This window comes from Microvirga flocculans ATCC BAA-817 (assembly GCF_000518665.1).
GTDB lineage: Bacteria > Pseudomonadota > Alphaproteobacteria > Rhizobiales > Beijerinckiaceae > Microvirga > Microvirga flocculans.
This window is the reverse complement of sequence record NZ_JAEA01000001.1, coordinates 24,108-40,506: the sequence shown is the minus strand read 5'-3', so window position 1 is coordinate 40,506 and position 16,399 is coordinate 24,108. Positions and strand designations below refer to the sequence as shown.

At 64.3% G+C, this 16,399-nt stretch carries 18 protein-coding genes and 1 riboswitch; of the genes, 6 read left to right on the top strand and 12 right to left on the bottom strand.

Features of this window, described 5'->3' with window-relative positions:
• Positions 1-30: 30 nt before the first annotated feature.
• Positions 31-1,032 carry an adenosine kinase gene (locus L879_RS0100215; protein ID WP_027314352.1) on the bottom strand — a complete coding sequence of 334 codons (1,002 nt, stop codon included), beginning with the start codon at positions 1,030-1,032 and terminating at the stop codon, positions 31-33.
• A gap of 128 nt (positions 1,033-1,160) precedes the next feature.
• Positions 1,161-1,241, top strand: a riboswitch (ZMP/ZTP riboswitch).
• An 18-nt stretch (positions 1,242-1,259) separates the two neighbouring features.
• Between L879_RS0100215 and L879_RS0100205 the strand changes: the two genes are divergently transcribed.
• Positions 1,260-1,901 carry a LysE family translocator gene (locus L879_RS0100205; RefSeq protein ID WP_027314351.1) on the top strand — a complete coding sequence of 214 codons (642 nt, stop codon included), beginning with the start codon at positions 1,260-1,262 and terminating at the stop codon, positions 1,899-1,901.
• Between the two features lie 13 nt (positions 1,902-1,914).
• Here L879_RS0100205 and L879_RS0100200 read toward each other — a convergent pair whose 3' ends face one another.
• Genes L879_RS0100200 through L879_RS0100185 form a run of 4 tightly spaced genes read right to left on the bottom strand, consistent with a single transcriptional unit; the run spans position 1,915 to position 4,791 of the window.
• The gene (locus tag L879_RS0100200; protein WP_027314350.1) at positions 1,915-2,334 is read right to left on the bottom strand and encodes a helix-turn-helix domain-containing protein; all 420 of its coding nucleotides are present in this window, start codon (positions 2,332-2,334) and stop codon (positions 1,915-1,917) included.
• Positions 2,331-2,906 (bottom strand): Smr/MutS family protein, encoded by a 576-nt coding sequence (locus tag L879_RS0100195; protein ID WP_027314349.1) that lies wholly within the window; start codon positions 2,904-2,906, stop codon positions 2,331-2,333. The genes L879_RS0100200 and L879_RS0100195 overlap by 4 nt, the downstream gene beginning before the upstream one ends.
• Positions 2,903-4,018, bottom strand: coding sequence for a murein transglycosylase A (gene mltA / locus L879_RS0100190; protein WP_051434987.1), 1,116 nt, complete (start codon positions 4,016-4,018; stop codon positions 2,903-2,905). The genes L879_RS0100195 and mltA overlap by 4 nt, the downstream gene beginning before the upstream one ends.
• A 50-nt stretch (positions 4,019-4,068) precedes the next feature.
• Positions 4,069-4,791: a Tim44/TimA family putative adaptor protein gene (locus tag L879_RS0100185; protein WP_027314347.1), complete on the bottom strand. Its 723-nt coding sequence runs from the start codon at positions 4,789-4,791 to the stop codon at positions 4,069-4,071.
• Between the two features lie 261 nt (positions 4,792-5,052).
• On the opposite strand from L879_RS0100185, the gene secB reads away from it, so the two are divergent.
• Positions 5,053-5,532, top strand: coding sequence for a protein-export chaperone SecB (gene secB / locus L879_RS0100180; protein WP_027314346.1), 480 nt, complete (start codon positions 5,053-5,055; stop codon positions 5,530-5,532).
• Between the two features lie 1,051 nt (positions 5,533-6,583).
• On the opposite strand, the gene dnaQ is transcribed toward secB, so the two are convergent.
• The 5 genes from dnaQ to L879_RS0100150 are packed head-to-tail and all read right to left on the bottom strand — an operon-like array spanning position 6,584 to position 10,237.
• Positions 6,584-7,303: a DNA polymerase III subunit epsilon gene (gene dnaQ, locus L879_RS0100170; RefSeq protein ID WP_027314345.1), complete on the bottom strand. Its 720-nt coding sequence runs from the start codon at positions 7,301-7,303 to the stop codon at positions 6,584-6,586.
• A 17-nt stretch (positions 7,304-7,320) separates the two neighbouring features.
• Entirely contained in the window at positions 7,321-7,926 is a 606-nt protein-coding gene (gene coaE, locus L879_RS0100165) for a dephospho-CoA kinase (protein WP_027314344.1), read from the bottom strand.
• Positions 7,923-8,771 (bottom strand): shikimate dehydrogenase, encoded by an 849-nt coding sequence (locus L879_RS0100160; RefSeq protein ID WP_027314343.1) that lies wholly within the window; start codon positions 8,769-8,771, stop codon positions 7,923-7,925. The genes coaE and L879_RS0100160 overlap by 4 nt, the downstream gene beginning before the upstream one ends.
• Before the next feature lie 13 nt (positions 8,772-8,784).
• Positions 8,785-9,402, bottom strand: coding sequence for a Maf family protein (locus L879_RS0100155; protein WP_027314342.1), 618 nt, complete (start codon positions 9,400-9,402; stop codon positions 8,785-8,787).
• Positions 9,403-9,406: 4 nt separating this feature from the next.
• Positions 9,407-10,237 carry a pyruvate, water dikinase regulatory protein gene (locus L879_RS0100150; protein ID WP_027314341.1) on the bottom strand — a complete coding sequence of 277 codons (831 nt, stop codon included), beginning with the start codon at positions 10,235-10,237 and terminating at the stop codon, positions 9,407-9,409.
• 436 nt (positions 10,238-10,673) lie between these two features.
• On the opposite strand from L879_RS0100150, the gene hemE reads away from it, so the two are divergent.
• From hemE to rho, 3 genes are all read left to right on the top strand, one after another.
• Positions 10,674-11,711, top strand: a complete 1,038-nt coding sequence (hemE, locus tag L879_RS0100145) for a uroporphyrinogen decarboxylase (protein ID WP_027314340.1) — start codon at positions 10,674-10,676, stop codon at positions 11,709-11,711.
• A 5-nt stretch (positions 11,712-11,716) separates the two neighbouring features.
• Positions 11,717-12,142, top strand: a complete 426-nt coding sequence (gene hemJ / locus L879_RS0100140) for a protoporphyrinogen oxidase HemJ (RefSeq protein WP_027314339.1) — start codon at positions 11,717-11,719, stop codon at positions 12,140-12,142.
• Positions 12,143-12,793: 651 nt separating this feature from the next.
• On the top strand, positions 12,794-14,059 hold the full coding sequence (rho, locus tag L879_RS0100130; RefSeq protein ID WP_035458296.1) for a transcription termination factor Rho: 1,266 nt from the start codon (positions 12,794-12,796) through the stop codon (positions 14,057-14,059).
• Between the two features lie 72 nt (positions 14,060-14,131).
• On the opposite strand, the gene L879_RS0100125 is transcribed toward rho, so the two are convergent.
• Positions 14,132-15,058, bottom strand: coding sequence for a DMT family transporter (locus L879_RS0100125; RefSeq protein ID WP_027314337.1), 927 nt, complete (start codon positions 15,056-15,058; stop codon positions 14,132-14,134).
• A 117-nt stretch (positions 15,059-15,175) separates the two neighbouring features.
• Here L879_RS0100125 and L879_RS19820 point away from each other — a divergent pair, with 117 nt between their 5' ends.
• Complete coding sequence (locus L879_RS19820) at positions 15,176-15,685, top strand: Lrp/AsnC family transcriptional regulator (RefSeq protein ID WP_035458293.1); 510 nt, start codon at positions 15,176-15,178, stop codon at positions 15,683-15,685.
• Between the two features lie 83 nt (positions 15,686-15,768).
• On the opposite strand, the gene L879_RS0100115 is transcribed toward L879_RS19820, so the two are convergent.
• Positions 15,769-16,356: a VOC family protein gene (locus L879_RS0100115; protein ID WP_027314336.1), complete on the bottom strand. Its 588-nt coding sequence runs from the start codon at positions 16,354-16,356 to the stop codon at positions 15,769-15,771.
• Positions 16,357-16,399: the final 43 nt, after the last annotated feature.

The window sequence follows — 16,399 nt, the reverse complement described above, 5'->3', positions numbered from 1 at the left end:
GTTCCCGGCAGCGGGAAGAAGGGATGAGCCTCAGCCCAAAAGCCCTTCCTGCTGCGCCAGTTCCTTAAGGTTCGCCTGCGGGCGGGCCCCGAGATGGGAGATGATCTCGGCGGCGGCCAAGCCACCGAGGCGGGCGCAGTCGGCGAGGTCGAGATTCTTGACGAGACCGGCGAGGAAGCCCGCGGCGAAGAGGTCGCCCGCGCCCGTGGTGTCGACCACGCGCTCCACGGGGAAGGCCGGAACGGCGAGCGTCTCACCGCGGCTCACCACCAGCGCGCCTTCGGCCGAGCGGGTGACGACGCCGAGCACCTTCTCCTCGCGCAAAGCCGCGAGCGCCGTGTTCGCGTCCGAGGTGCCGTAGAGGCTCTGCAGCTCGTGGATATTGGCGAAGAGGATGTCGAGGCTCCCGTCCCGCATGAGGCCGAGGAACTCGTCGCGGTAACGGTCGACGCAGAAGGCGTCGGACAGGGTGAGCGCCACCTGGTTGCCCGCCTCGTGCGCGATCCGCACCGCCTTGCGGAAGGCTTCCTTCGCGGCCGGCGGATCCCAGAGATAGCCTTCGAGATAGACGATGCTCGAGGCGCGCACCGTTTCCGGCTTCACATCGTCGGGGGTGAGGTTCTGGCAGGCGCCGAGATAGGTGTTCATGGTGCGCTCGCCGTCGGGCGTCACCAGGATGAAGCTGCGCGCGGTGGCGGGGCCGTCCTCGGCGGGCGTCACGTCATAATGCACGTCGATCGCCTTCAGGTCGTGCGCGAAGAGCTTGCCCGTCTCGTCGTTCTTCACCTTGCCGATGAAGCCCGCCTTCACGCCGAGGGCGGCCGCGCCCGCCGCCGTGTTGGCACCGGAGCCGCCCGACACGATGATTGCCGGGCCCATGTCGGCGTAGAGCTCCTCGGCGCGCGTCTCGTCGATGAGCTGCATGGCGCCCTTGTGGACCTTCTTCTGCAGCAGGAAGGCCTCGTCCGTATGGGCGAGCACGTCAACGATGGCGTTGCCGAGGGTGAGAACGTCGATGCGGGTCTGGGACATGAGCCACCGGATTGAGGAAGAGACGGGGCGCTTTCGCATCCGGGGCAGGGGAGGTCAAGGCCTCGGCTTGATGGAAGCGGACCCGATCCTCATGCGGATTGCATTGAATAACATAACGTGAATACTTTCATCCGCCGCGTTACTGGCGAGATCGGATGGAGCACCATCGGGAAGCGCGGGTTTGGACGCCGTTCGCCTGGGCACCACATCTGTCGGAGAGACCAGCCATGTCCATGACCGTCATCCTGTTCAGCATTGTCGGCGCTCTGCTCATCGGAGCGATCAGCCCCGGCCCGAGTTTCGTCCTCGTATCCCGCATTGCGATCACCGCATCCCGCCTGGCCGGGCTGTCCGCCGCCCTCGGCATGGGCCTCGGCGGCGCGACCTTCGGGATCCTGGCACTTCTCGGCCTGAGCGCGCTGCTGATGCGGGTGGAATGGCTCTATCTCGCCCTGAAGCTTATGGGCGGCGCCTATCTGATCTATCTGGGCATCCGCATCTGGCGCGGCGCCCGTGAGCCGATCGCCGTTCCGGATCGCGAAGTCTTCGAAAAGGGATCCCTCCTGCGGTCGTTTTCCTTCGCCTTCGTCACGCAGATCAGCAACCCGAAGACGGCCGTCGTCTATGGCAGCATCTTTGCGGCGCTCCTGCCGGCTTCTCCGCCCGCATGGATGCTCATGGCCCTGCCGCCGCTGATCTTCCTCGTGGAAGCAGGCTGGTACGCCATCGTGGCCCTTGCCTTTTCCGCCCGCCATCCGCGCTCGGTCTATCTGAGCTACAAGCCCTGGATCGACCGCCTGGCCGGGGCCGTCATGGGCGGGCTGGGATTGAGGCTGATCGCCGAGAGCGTGGCGCTGACGAAGTCCTGAAGCCTCGGTCGGGTCACCGGGAAACGGGCGAGGGGGCCTGGACGGCCTCGGCGGAGAGCGCCGCCCGGCGCTCCCGCTCCTGCGCCCGCTCGAGGATGGCGAGCATCGCGTCGAGGTCCTCGGACGAAAGGGAGCGGATTTCCCGCGCCAGCCGGTTGGCGAGAAGCGTCGCCTTGGGATCGGTATTGGCCGTGTCGATCTTCACCCGGGGGTCGGAGAGATCGGCAAGGCGCGCGAGTTCGTCGGCCTCGTCCCAGATGATGTGGAAATATTGCAGGACGCCCTGGAGCAGGGCCCAGGTCGGCTTTCCGCGCTCCCCGCGCTCGAGCGCCGAGAGATAGGCGCTCGACACGCCCAGATGCGCGGCCATGTCCTTCAGCATCAGGCCGCGTTCGCGGCGCAGTTGCCGCACCCGTTCACCGAAGGGCGTCATCCCGTTCGCTCCCCGCCCCGCCTGCGGCGGAGCCTCACATAGAGTGCACCGGAACCGCCGTGCTGGGGAGAGGCCTCCTCGAACCCGATGACTACGTGGCGCAGGTCGGGCAGGCGCAGCCAGTGGGGCACCATGCGCCGCAGGACCCCACGTTCCTCGAACGGGCCTGCGCCGACGCTCGCGCCGCCCTTGCCGGTGATCACGAGAACGAGCCCGTAGCCGGAACCCTGCGCCCGGTGGAGAAAGCGCAGGAGGGCGAAATGGGCCTCTTCCTGGCGCATGCCGTGCAGGTCGATGACGCTGTCCACCTCCTTGCGGCCCCGGCGCAGGGCCTGGAGCGTCTTGCGCTCCACGGGAGCCAGCGGCGGCAGGGCGGGCTTTGGAGGCGGGAGAGGGGACAGCACGGGCGCGGGCGCCGCGATCTGCGGGACCGGGGCGGTGGCGGTCTTTTCCTCGGGCTCCGGTTCCGGCGGCAGGCCCTTGCCCTTCATGGGCTTCACGTGCCTGGCCACATGGGACCAGAGCCGCTTCTCATCGGGGCTGAGCTGGCGGGTGCGGCTTCTCTTGCTCATGAACCGGATTTCGGCTGCAGGATCACGAAGCGCACCGCATGGCGCAGGAGCCCGGCGCGCCGCCCCGCTTCCTCGCCGCTGCCGAAGAAGAAATCGCCCCGGGCCGGGCCGACGATGGCCGAGCCCGTATCCTGGGCGATCATGAGCCGTCCCAGGGGCTCGGCCTCATCGAGCGTCACGGGCAATTGCCCGTCGAGCCAGATGGGCAGGCCATAGGCCCAGAGGGACCGGTCCACCGCGAGGCTCCGCCCGGGAACGAGGGGAATGCCCGCCCCGCCGATGGGGCCATCCTCCGGCGCGAGTTCCGCCGCCTCCCGGAAGAAGATGTAGGACCGGTTCTGCCGCATGAGGTCCCTGGCCTCCTGCGGATGGTCCTTCAGCCAGCCCATCAGCTTGGCCAGGGTCATGGTCTCCAGATCCATCTCGCCCCGCTCGACCAGCAGGCGGCCGATGGAGGTATAGGGCCGCCCGTTGCGCCCGGCATAGGCCACCCGCATCACCGAGCCGTCGCCGAGCCGGATGCGGGCCGAGCCCTGCACGTGGATGATGAAGGCCTCGCCCGGCTCCTTGAGGTAGACGACGGGCCTGGCGAGCGTGCCGAGCGCCCCGTCCTCGATGGCGGCGCGATCCGGATAGGGCTCGTATCCGTCCGGCGTGCGCCGGGCCGCCTGGAGCCCTTCCAGGCCGGGCAGGGTTTCACCCTGGGGGATGGTGACGAGATCCTCGGGCCGGTCGAGAAGCGGCACGGAATAGGCCTCGTCCGGTGTCCGAGAGCCCTCGAATTCGGGCTCGTAATAGCCGGTGAGAAAGCCCTGGCCGGAGGAGGGGACGACGGCGAAGGGCTGGAAATGCGCCTCGAAGAAGCGCTTGGCCTCGGCCCTGCCGGGATCGGGCCGCTTCAGGGCCTCCCGGCAGACGGCGAGAAGATCGGCTTGCGGCGCCTGGGCGGGCCGCAGCTCCGCCGCCTGCGCCTCGAGGGCCCGGCAGGAGCGGAGGAAGGCCTGGAAGGCCGCCGCGTGATCGTCGTCCTCCCAGCCCGCGAGATCGTGGAAGGCGAGGGGATCGAGACGCGCCCGATCGTTCAGCGCCGGGCCGGCCGCTGCGGCGGACATGCTCAGCGTCCAGACGATGCAGCCGGCGAGAAGGACCTTCCCGGCATGCCTCATTGCCCCGCTTCGGTCGCGACCAGAAGCCAGTTGGGATCGCGGCTGCCGAGCGTGCGGGCGAAGGTCCAGACATCGGTCACGTCGGCCACGGCCTCGGGGCTGCCGTCCACCACGGTGCCGGATGCATCGCGGGTGGCGGTGATCAGCTTGGAGAGGAAGCGCACTACGACCTGGGCGTTCTTGCCCTGGAGCTCGGCCCCGGCCATCTCCGCCTTGTCGATGGACACGAAGGTTGTCTCGACGGTCTCGCCGCGGCGTTCGCGCTCGCCGATGGCGCGCTCGAATCCTTCATAGACGTCGCGGGAGAGAAGATCCTTGAGGGTCTTGCGGTCTCCCTGGGCGAAGGCGGTGACGATCATCTCATAGGCGGACTTGGCCCCTTCCAGGAACTCGGCGGCATTGAAGTCGGGCTCGATGCGCGCGATGCCGTCGAGCGTCTGGGCGAGCGGCGTGCCGGGCTCGGCGATGCCCTTCCAGCGCTCGGCGGGAGGAACGTCGGCGGCGGGGCGAGGGCCGTTGGCGCCGGGAAGGCGCACCACATTGTGATCGGGCTCGGCAGGCCCGTTGCCCGGACGCAGGGGCGCATCGCGCCGTGAGAGCGGATCGAAGGGCGGCTGCTCGTTGCCCGTCTTCTGCCCCAGGACGGAGCGAAGACGCCAGATGACGAAGACGGCGAGAACGATAAAAATGAGGGTCGTGATGTCGAAGGAATCCTGCATCGTCGATCCGTTGTGGGCCTGCCCGCACCCGACTGCCGCCGGGCGTTGTCTCAAGGAGGCGAAGGTGTCATCCTTCGCATATGGGGTCCTGAGGTCGTAACATCCACCTCCGGCCCCGACAAGCGAATGCGTCGGCTGAAATCTTGCTTCATGCATGAGAAGCGTGGTAGCGCGGAGCTCCATGGCCCGAAGCGAGCCGGCGCTTTGCTGAACAGTGTTCCATCCGGGCCCGACGAGACACCCCCTTAGGGAGCAGACATCATGGCCGAGAATCCGGCAAACAACGGAGCCCCCGTGCTCAACGCCCTTGCGCAGTACTGCAAGGACTTTTCCTTCGAGAACCCCAACGCGCCGCGCTCCCTGCAGCCGCAGACGGAAGGCCCGCAGATCAACCTGCAGGTCAACGTGAACGCCAAGCAGCTCGCCGACGCGGATTTCGAGGTCGACCTGACTCTCGAAGGCGATGCCAAGGTCGGCGGCAAGGACGTGCTCTTCGCCTTCGAGCTGACCTATTCGGGCGTGTTCCGGATCCAGAACATCCCGCAGGAGCAGCTGCATCCGGTGGTGATGATCGAGTGCCCGCGCCTGCTCTTCCCCTTCGCCCGCCAGATGGTGGCCGATGCGGTGCGCAACGGCGGCTTCCCGCCTCTCTACATCGACCCGATCGACTTCGTGGCGCTCTACCGCCAGCGCGCCGCCGAGATGCAGGCCCAGCAGGCCGGGGGCCAGACCCTGTCGTAAGGCTGCGGCGCGGCATCGACGATTTCAGGGATCGGGCGAGGCGAAAGCGTCGCCCGATTTTTATTTGCTTTCTAATTTAATGAGCAAGGCCGCTCATCAACGGAACAGCCAGTATTGTCGGGAGACAGAATTCTTAATTTCTGTTTGCCTTAACGACATGTGTGGCATCCGCTACAAGTGAATTCAGTAACTCTATCAATTGACACTGTTCACGAGCTTGGTTTCTTTGCTAATCATGGTGTTTGAGCTGAGTCGGCTTTATGAGTTGATTGCAGGCCGACTAGACCCATTGGTCGTTGGCCCTCTTCCAGCTGTTGCTGTCGAATATCTGAAGGCCAAGGTTCCACTCGTTTATCTTTCTAGAGTATCTCTTCAACACATACTTGATGACCATCCAGACGTGAGTTTGTTTGAGTTACTGCAAGCTCCAATAGTCATTAAAAATGGCTTGCTAATCGGAGATCGGGGCTGCGTTGTAGCTTCGTATTGTGCCCCAGACAGTAACATTCGTTATAAGGCTGTCGTTAAGTGTGCTCGGGACGGCTACGATTTATGGCTTACAACATTTCATCGTACGGCACCTCGACAAACGAGAGCTCTACTACGACGCGGCACCCTGCTTCGCGCGCACAACTAAAAGAAAAGGCCCCCTTGAGGGGGGCCTATATTTCGTCGTGGTAGGGCCTGCCTTGAACCCTACAAAGTGCTCCAGCTAAATAGCTGTGCTACGGCCGGCAGATTTTCACCGTGTCACGCGACGAAAGAAACTTACACAACCTTGGTTAACCGTCTGTTATGATCGGTCACCCGACGGTTAAATGTTTGGTACCCTCATTTGTTCCGCATGAGAAGCGTATGCTTCACTAAGTGGTAAATGTTGATAACTTATTGTAAATAAATAAATTTTTATTCTCATTAAAGCTCTTGGGATATAAATTATCCACAGGTTATGATTATAAATTTTGAACTGAATGTAGGCTAAAGAAGAACGCAGCTTCTCCTTAATTTGATATAAGCTTTTAATTGAAAATCCATATATTATAACATTCTCTTATGAAACGTCCGGCGTCGTTTCGCCGAGATATTCGCGCCAGAGCGCATTCGGTCCCAGGGATTGGATGAAGGCTTCGTGGGCGGCCCGCTCGTCGTCGGTCAGGCGCGAGATCAGGGTGCGCGGCTTCGCCTCCCGGGCGGCCTGGCTTAGCGCCGCGGCACGGCTGCGGGAGGCGGGCTGGAGCGCCAGGTCGAAACCCACCTGCCGGCCGCCGATCAGCTCGATATAGACCTCGGCCAGGATCTCCGCGTCGAGGAGCGCCCCGTGCTTGGTGCGCCGGGAATTGTCGATTCCGTAGCGCGCGCAGAGGGCGTCGAGGTTGTTCGCCGCGCCCGGATGCTTGCGCCGGGCCATGATGAGGGTATCGACCACGTCGGCGAGGTCGAAGAGCGGATGCCCCGTGCGGGCGAATTCCGCGTTGAGGAAGCCGATATCGAAGGCCGCATTGTGGATCACGAGCCGCGCATCGGCGATGAACGCCGCGAATTCGTCGGCGACGGCGGCGAAAACCGGCTTGTCGGCCAGAAACTCGTCCGAGAGCCCGTGAACGGCGAAAGCGCCCGGCGAAACCGGACATTCCGGGTTGATGTAGACGTGGTAGCTCCGGCCCGTCGGGATGTGGTTGAGGAGTTCGACGCAGCCGATTTCGATGACCCTGTCGCCCTTGGCGTGGTCGGTGCCGGTGGTTTCGGTATCGAGAACGATTTCACGCAACATCGCTGATCAACTCTTCTTCAAAACGCATGACGCCGACCCGGCCGCCCGGCAAGGCAGGCGAGGATCGACCTCACCTGGGCCTCGGCGGATTCGAATCCACGGCTGGTATCGACCAGGAAATGGGCGCGGGCGCGCTTGTCGGAATCCGGCATCTGCTTGGCGAGGATGACAGAAAATTTCTCCTCCGTCATGCCGGGCCGCGCCAGCACCCGCGCGCGCTGCACGGCGGCGGGCGCGGTGACGACGAGCGTCGCATCGCAGCCTGCCTCGCCGCCGGTTTCGAAGAGAAGGGGAATGTCCAGGACGGCGATCGGCGCGAAGGCGGAGACTTTTCTCAGAAAGCTCCCCTTCTCCTCCCGCACCAGCGGATGCACGATGGCTTCGAGCTCCTTCAGGCGCTGAGGGTCGTTCAGCACGGCAGCGCCGAGCTTAGCCCGGTCGACGACCCCCTCCACGACGGTGCCGGGAAAGGCCTGTCCGATCAGCGGAGCGGCCCGGCCCCGGTAGAGGCCGTGCACGGCGGCATCGGCATCGTGCACCGGAACGCCGAGCTTGCGGAAGAGATCGGCCGTGGCCGATTTTCCCATGCCGATGGAACCGGTGAGCCCGAGAACGAAGGTCATGTCGAGCCCTCGATATCGGCAAGCACGAGCGCCCGCAATGCGGGCGTGACCTCGGGCGTGACGCCGAACCAGCGCCGGAAGCCCGGCACCGCCTGGTGAAGCAGCATGCCCAGGCCGTCGACCGTCCTCAGGCCCCGCGCGGACGCGGCGGCGAGGAGGGAGGTTTCGAGGGGGACATAGACGATGTCGGCGACGATGGCCCCGGCCGGCGCCCGGTCGAGGTCGATGGCGAGCGGCGGCTGGCCCGCCATGCCCAGGGACGTGGTGTTGACGATCAGCTGCGCGCCAGGCAGTGCGGATCCGATCCCCTCCCAGGCCAAGGGCGCGAGTGCCGCCGGGCCCGTGCCTCCCAGATCCCGCACGAGGTCTTCCGCCTTCGCCAGGGTGCGGTTCGCCACGAGGATGCGTTTCAGGGGCCGATCCTGGAGGCCTGCGACCACGGCGCGCGCGGCCCCGCCCGCCCCGAGAACGAGGGCGGTATCCACATCCTGCTCCCAGCCTGTCCCCAGGCTCCGGTCGAGATGGGCCATGAAACCGACGACATCCGTATTGTCGCCCCAGATCGTCCCGTCCTCGACCCAGAGGGTATTGACCGCCCCCACCCGCTCAGCGCGGGCGGTGCGGCGGTCGACCCCGGCGAAGGCCGCCTCTTTGTGCGGAATGGTGACGTTGCCCCCGGCAAAGCCCCTGGCCGGAAAGGCCTTCAGAAATTCCCCGAAGTTCACAGGTTCCACGTCGATCCGCTCGTAGGACCCTTCGAGCCCGTAGGTCTTCAGCCAGTGCCCGTGGATCAGGGGCGAGCGGGAATGCTTGATCGGATGGCCGACGATGAAGGCCTTCGTCATGGAGATCGTGTCCTTAAAGGGCGAGGCAGCCGAGACGGCGCAGGGCGGCGAGCAGCGGGAGAAGGGGAAGCCCCAGGATGGTCGAGTGGTCGCCCTCGACCGCCTCGAAGAGATGAATCCCGAATCCTTCGAGCTGGTACGCGCCGACGCTCCTGAGCACATCGGGACCGGCGAGATCGAGATAGAGATCGATGGCCGCGTCGGTGAGGGGCCGCATGGTGAGGACGGCGCTCGTCGCGAAACGCTCGACCGCGGTCCCGCCGATGGCGAGGCAGCCCGCGGAGTGGAGAACGTGCCTGCGGCCCGCGAGCGCCTTGAGCTGCGCATGGGCGGCGGCCCGGTCCGCCGGCTTGTGAAGCACCCGGCCCTCGCATTCGAGCACCTGGTCGGCCCCGAGCACGACCCGTTCCGGATGGCGGCGGCTGACGGCGAGCGCCTTCTCCATAGCGAGCCTTCCCGCGAGCGAGGGCGGATCGAGCCCCTCGTGGACCGAAGCCGCCTCGACCGCACGCTCGTCGATTCCCGCCGCCTGGGTCTCGACGGAGAGGCCCGCGCTCACGAGCAGGGTGAGACGGGTCACGCTGGTGGAAGCCAGAAGCAGCTTCTCGGAAGGGGTCCAGAGCACGGGCATGGGGCTATTCCGCGATGAAGCGCAGGCGATGATCGCGATAGAGGTCGATGATCGCGGCCGCCGTCTCCTCGATGGAACGGCGCGTCACGTCGATGACCGGCCAGCCGTTGCGGGCGAAGAGCCGCCGGGACGCCGCCAGTTCCTCGGCCACCGCCTCGCGATCCACATAAGAAGTGTCGTCGTCCGCATTCAGGCTGAGCAGGCGGTTCTGCCGGATCTGGACGATGCGTTCGGGCGTCGCCACCAGGCCCACGATGAGCGCCTTTCGCGCGCTCTCCAGCACAGGCGGCGGCGGCACGCCGGGCACGAGCGGAATATTGGCGGTCTTGAGGCCGCGATTGGCGAGATAGACGGAGGTGGGCGTCTTCGACGTGCGGCTCACGCCGACCAGGATCACATCCGCATCGTCGAGATCATGCGGGAGATGTCCGTCATCGTGCATGAGCGTGAAGTTCATCGCGTCGATGCGCTTGAAATATTCCGCGTTCAGCATGTGCTGCGCGCCGGGCCGGGCCGTCGAATGGGTGCCGAGATAGGAGGAGAGCAGGGCGTGGACCGGGGCAAGCACGGAGAGATGCGGCGATCCGGTGGCGCGGCAGACCTCTTCCAGGCGCGTTGCGAGATCCTGATCGACCAGGGTGTAGAGAACGATGCCCGGCGCGGTCTCGATCTCGCTGATCACCCGCTCCAGCTGCGTGGTCGAGCGCACGAGGGGATAGACGTGCTCGATGGCGGCGACGCCTTCATATTGCGCCACCACCGCGCGGGCGACGGTGATGAGGGTTTCGCCCGTCGAGTCGGAGACGAGATGAAGATGGAAATAGCTGCGTCCCACGGCTCAGGTTCTCCGCGTCGTCGCGTATCGATGGAGGGGCCCCGAAGGCGAAATCCTTGTCCCGGCCCGATATGCGAGGAGTCGATGAGTGTGGATAAAACGGCACGGCGCGCAGGTCCAGCAAAAGGGCCTGTGGGATTCCCGCCGCGCCATCAACAGGGCTCATCCATGTGCGAGGCGGCAAGGGCCGGATTGGGAGAATCCGGCACGAATCACCCAAGCGGTTCCGATTCAGATTCGGTTAATCTTCGTTAACGATCTGTTAAGCCTTAAGATTTCGGAAAGGATTGTGGCGCGCCTGCCCGATCCGTTAATGAACCCTTAACGCCCCAGCCTATGTGGACCGCTTGTGGACGGGGTTGCGGCTTTGTGATTCACGGCCCAAGAGAAACATCAGATTCTTTGATTCAAAGATTATATTTTATAGAGAGGGCCTGTGAGCGAGCGTCCCACCAAAACGATCCTGCGCGTGCTGAACGGCGAGCCGGTCTGGCCTCTGCCGATCTGGATCATGCGGCAGGCAGGCCGTTATCTGCCGGAATACCGGGAGACCCGGAAGCAGGCCGGCTCCTTCCTCGATCTCTGCTACACGCCGAGGCTTGCTGAGGAGGTGACCCTTCAGCCGATCCGCCGCTTCGGCTTCGACGCCTCCATCCTGTTCTCCGACATCCTCGTCATTCCCCATGCCCTGGGGCAGGAGGTGCGTTTCGTCGAGAACGAGGGTCCGAAGCTCGATCCGGTCACGTCTGCGGAGGATCTCGCGCGGCTTGCCGAGGAGCTGCCGCTGGAGCGCCTCGACCCGGTCTTCGAGACCCTGGACCGCCTGAGCACGTCCCTTCCGAAGGAAACGACCCTCTTGGGCTTCTGCGGCGCGCCCTGGACCGTGGCGAGCTACATGATCGCCGGCAAGGGCACCCCTGACCAGGCCCCGGCCCGGCTGACCGCCTATCGCGATCCGGCTTTCATGGACGCGCTCATCGAAAAGCTGGTCAAGGCCTCCACGGCCTACCTCATCCGCCAGATCGATGCGGGCGCCGAGGCCGTGCAGATCTTCGAGAGCTTCGGCTCGGCCCTGCCGCCCGCCCTGTTCGACCGGCTCTCCCTCAACCCGATCCGCCGGATGGTGGAAGGGTTGAAGGCGGCGCGGCCGCAGGCCAAGGCCATCGTCTTCGTGCGTGGCGGCGGCGCGAACCTTCACCGCTTCGCCGCGGCCGGGATCGGCGACGCGCTGGCGCTCGACTGGACCCTCGACCCGGCCCTCGTGCTTCCGAGCCTGCCGAAGAGCATCGCCACCCAGGGCAATCTCGACCCGCTGGCGCTGATCGCCGGCGGCGCGCCGATGGAGGAGGGCGTCGACCATATCCTCGGCGCGGCGCGCGGGCGGCCGCACATCTTCAATCTCGGTCACGGCATCCTGCCGGAAACCCCCATCGCCCATGTGGAGCAGATGATCGCCCGCGTGCGGGGAGCCTGAAACCGATGCTCTATCTCTGGATCAAGGCGCTTCACGTCATCTCCGTCATCGCCTGGATGGCGGGCATGCTCTACCTGCCGCGCCTCTTCGTCTATCACTGCGACGCGCCGAAAGGCTCGGCCCAGTCCGAGACCTTCAAGGTCATGGAGCGCCGCCTGCTCAAGGCGATCATCAACCCCGCGATGGTCGCGACCTGGATCTTCGGCCTCGTCCTGATCTGGCAGGGCGGCTGGTACAGGGACGGCTGGCTCCACGGCAAGATCCTGCTGGTCCTGATCCTCTCCGGCGTGCACGGCGTCTATGTGCGCCGCCTGAAGGAATTCGCCGCCGACAAGAACACGCGCCCGGCGAAATACTATCGCATCCTCAACGAGGTGCCGACGGTGCTGATGATCGGCATCGTGATCCTGGTGATCGTGAAGCCGTTTTAAAAAATAACCAACAAAAACCCACATCCTGAGGAGCCGCGTGAGCGGCGTCTCGAAGGAGGCTCCAGAGAGCACTGGAGACGCCTCGTCCTTCGAGACGGACCTGACGGTCCTCCTCAGGATGAGGCTTTGGGCAGGTTTGTTGGGAGCCCAAGCTAGCGCTTAACGAGAGGCTTGGCGGGTGAAAATGGGCGAACTCAGTCTGTGCGGTGCGTTTTAGAAAAGCGTGCTGATAATAGGCCGGGTTCATTCCAGGAGCCCACGAAATGAAGCGTTTTCAGCTTTTCTGCAAATCTCTCTGCAAACGTCTTGTTCAGATCGTTATCTTCCGAGTTTTGAATAAAATCCTTGATGAGTTCGATGATACCTTGTTTTGAGGCTGCAATAGTTCCGCACCTTTATTAAGCGCGCTTGTTGAGATCGGCTTGCGCCGTCCGGGATGACCATCATGCTCAATCGTTTTCAAACACCCCTTGAGAAAATCCGGGAACGCAGCTATAAGGGACTCCTCTTCCTCAAAGACAGGTGAGCTGCACGGGCCCTCAGGGCTCTCACAGTCACGGTTCGTGAACCCGGCGGCCCTGTCGACGTTTCCTCCATCTCCTCCGCGTACAGCCCCATCTGACCGCGACCTTACTCCGAGAGTGTTCCCCGATGAGGGAAATCAAACTTCAAGACCTGAAATCAAAGACGCCGACCGAACTCATCGCTTTCGCCGAGGAGCTCGAGGTCGAGAACGCGAGCACCATGCGCAAGCAGGAGCTCATGTTCGCCATCCTCAAGCAGCTGGCGGCGCGCGAGGTGGAGATCATCGGCGCGGGCGTCGTCGAGGTCCTGCAGGACGGCTTCGGCTTCCTGCGCTCGGCCGATTCGAACTACCTGCCCGGCCCGGACGACATCTATGTCTCGCCGAGCCAGATCCGCCGCTTCGGCCTGCGCACCGGCGATACGGTGGACGGCCCGATCCGCGGCCCGAAGGAGGGCGAGCGCTACTTCGCCCTGCTCAAGGTCAACACCATCAATTTCGAGGATCCCGAGAAGATCCGGCACAAGGTGCATTTCGACAACCTGACGCCGCTCTTCCCGCAGGAGCGCTTCAAGCTCGAGATCGACGATCCGACCCGCAAGGATTTCTCGCCGCGCATCATCGACATCGTCTCGCCGATCGGCAAAGGCCAGCGCGCCCTCATCGTCGCGCCGCCGCGCACCGGTAAAACCGTGCTGATGCAGAACGTGGCGCAGTCTATCACCACGAACCATCCCGAGTGCTACCTCATCGTGCTGCTCATCGACGAGCGCCCGGAGGAAGTCACCGACATGCAGCGCTCTGTGAAGGGCGAGGTCGTGGCCTCCACCTTCGACGAGCCGGCGACCCGCCACGTGCAGGTGGCCGAAATGGTGATCGAGAAGGCCAAGCGCCTCGTGGAGCATGGCCGCGACGTGGTGATCCTGCTCGATTCGATCACGCGCCTCGGCCGCGCCTACAACACGGTGGTGCCATCCTCCGGCAAGGTGCTCACCGGCGGCGTGGACGCCAATGCGCTCCAGCGTCCGAAGCGCTTCTTCGGCGCGGCGCGCAACATCGAGGAAGGCGGCTCGCTCACCATCATCGCGACCGCGCTCATCGATACCGGCTCGCGCATGGACGAGGTGATCTTTGAAGAGTTCAAGGGCACCGGCAACTCGGAAATCATCCTCGACCGCAAGGTGGCCGACAAGCGCACCTTCCCGGCCATCGACATCACCCGCTCCGGCACCCGCAAGGAAGAGCTGCTGGTGCCGACGGACACGCTCAAGAAGATGTACGTGCTGCGCCGCATCCTCAACCCGATGGGCACGGTGGACGCCATCGAGTTCCTGCTCGACAAGCTGCGCCAGACCAAGTCGAACCAGGAATTCTTCGACTCGATGAACACCTGAGGCGAAACACTCGGTTCAACGACAAGCGGCCCCATCCTCCGACAGGAGGGTGGGGTTTTCGTTTGACGGTCATCATCGCCCCTTGCCTGCGGAATCGAAGATGCCGCTTGTCAGCACGACGCCCAGCGTTGCCAATGCTATCCCGATGAGAGCGATCCCATCCGGGATCTCGTCGAGAACCGGAATTGCGATCACGGCCGCCAGCACGATCGACAGGGGCGAGACGGCGGCCGCGCGAGACGCGCCGAGACGGTCGATGGCGATGCCGTAGAGCACGATTCCGACAATCCCTGAGAAAAATCCCTGCACGACGGCCTGCATGATCACGGGGCCTGCCAATCCGTCGCCGAGCGCACGAACCAGGGACGGAGTGCCGAAGGGCATAAGGATAAGGAAGGACCAGAGCCCGATGAGCGCCGAGGCCTGAAGGGCGGACAATCCGCTGCGGCGATAGGCATGGGTGTAGATGCCCCACAGGCAGGCGCCGCTCAAAAGCAGAAGATGTCCACGCCAGGCGCCGTGACCGGCGAAAAGCACCCCGTACCCGCCGATGCAGGCGCTGCCGATCAGGATCAGGACGAAGCCGGCAACCCTGATGCGCCCGAGCCGCTCGCCAAAGACGAGCCAGCCGATCAGCGCCACGAAGAGCGGCATGGTGCCGGGCAGGAGCGGGCCGATCTCCGCGGCCGGAGCGAACTGCATGCCAAGTGCGACGATGAGAAAGAACGGAGCGCCGGACCCGAGAAGCCCGACGCCTTTCATGAGCCCGAGACCTTTCGGGAACAGACCGATGCGCAGGCTGATCGGAAGCAGCAGGAGGGCCGGAACGCCGAACCGCAGCATGCCCACGGTTGCGGGGGATAGGTCGTGCGTCACCGCATGGCGTGTCGCGACCGCCCAGACGGCCCAGATCGTGACGGTCGCGAGGGCGGCGAGCCAGCCGATCAGGACAGGGCGGGACTGAGCCCGCGGAGAGGAAGAACAGGCAAGGTCGGACATGGTGAACCTCCTTGGCTTTTGAGCATAGGCTTCCAGGGGAGGGCATGTCCTTGCGAAGTTCAGCTTGATGATTGCGTATTCTTGGCAGAAAATTGCGTGAAAAGGTTTGCCGACGCCATGCCCTACATCAACCTCGATGCCATCGACCTGCGCATCCTCAACGCTCTTCAGACCGATGGCCGGCTCACCAATCAGGAACTGGCCGATCAGGTCGGCCTTTCCCCGTCGCCTTGCCTGCGCCGGGTCCGTCGCTTGGAGCGCGACGGCTTCATTCGCACCTACCGCGCCGTGCTCGACCGGGATTCGGTGGGCCTCGGCCTCACCGTCTTCGTCGAGATCAAGGTCGAGAAACATTCCCGCGACAATGCGCAGGCCCTTCAGGAGGCACTCGCCGCCATGCCGGAAGTGGTGGCCTGCCACATGGTCTCCGGCACGGCCGATTTCATCGTCGAGATCGTGGTGACCAATCTGAAGGCCTACGAGAAGCTGCTGACGGAAAAGATCCTGGTTTTGCCGATGATCGGCGACATCCGCTCGAACTTCGCCCTCACACGCGTGAAGTCCGACGCGGCCCTGCCGCTGACGCATCTCAAGCGGGGTGCGGAGAGGCACGAACCGGATTGCTGAAAGCTGCGCTCGCCGGTGAAGCGCTCGAGGCAAGGAGAGCCCCCCGATGACGACCTGTTATCAGGGGGCTCTCGGCATGACGATCAGTTCGGGAGATTGCGCGGGCTGAACAGCTTCACCGCACCCGGGGTCTTCGTGTAGGCGATGCCGTTCGGGTCGCTCTCGAAGAAGATCTGCAGGCCCCACGGGGTCTCGGCATAGATCCAGCTGCGGCCGGCGATCGGACCCTCTTCGACCTTCTTGATATCGCCCAGAAGCTTCACGTTGTTCTTCTTCAGATGGGCGACGGCCGCATTGATGTCGTCCACATAGAAGCCGATGGAGACCGCGCCCACGTCGTCGCGCTTTGGCGAGGCCTTGTTCTGGCTGGGCGAGGTGAACTCGAAGAGTTCGATGTTGGTGGAATTGCCGCACTTGAGCGAGGCGATGTTGGCGACCGAGCTCTTGTGGGCGCCGATGTTGTCGGTCATCCACGTGCCCTTCTCGTCCTTGAACGGCCCGAGGGCGTAGGCCTGCTCGCAGCCGAGAACCTTCTCGAAGAAGGCCTTGCCTTCCGCGATGCTGGGAACGGTGACGCCGATATGCTCCATGCCCCTGAGGCCGAGGCCGGATGCCTGTGCGGCGCCAGCGATCAGCAATCCCGCCAGCGCACCGAGAATCTGTTTCTTCATGTTGATGTCCTTTGCTCCGCAGGCGGAGGAGACCGCCTCGGAA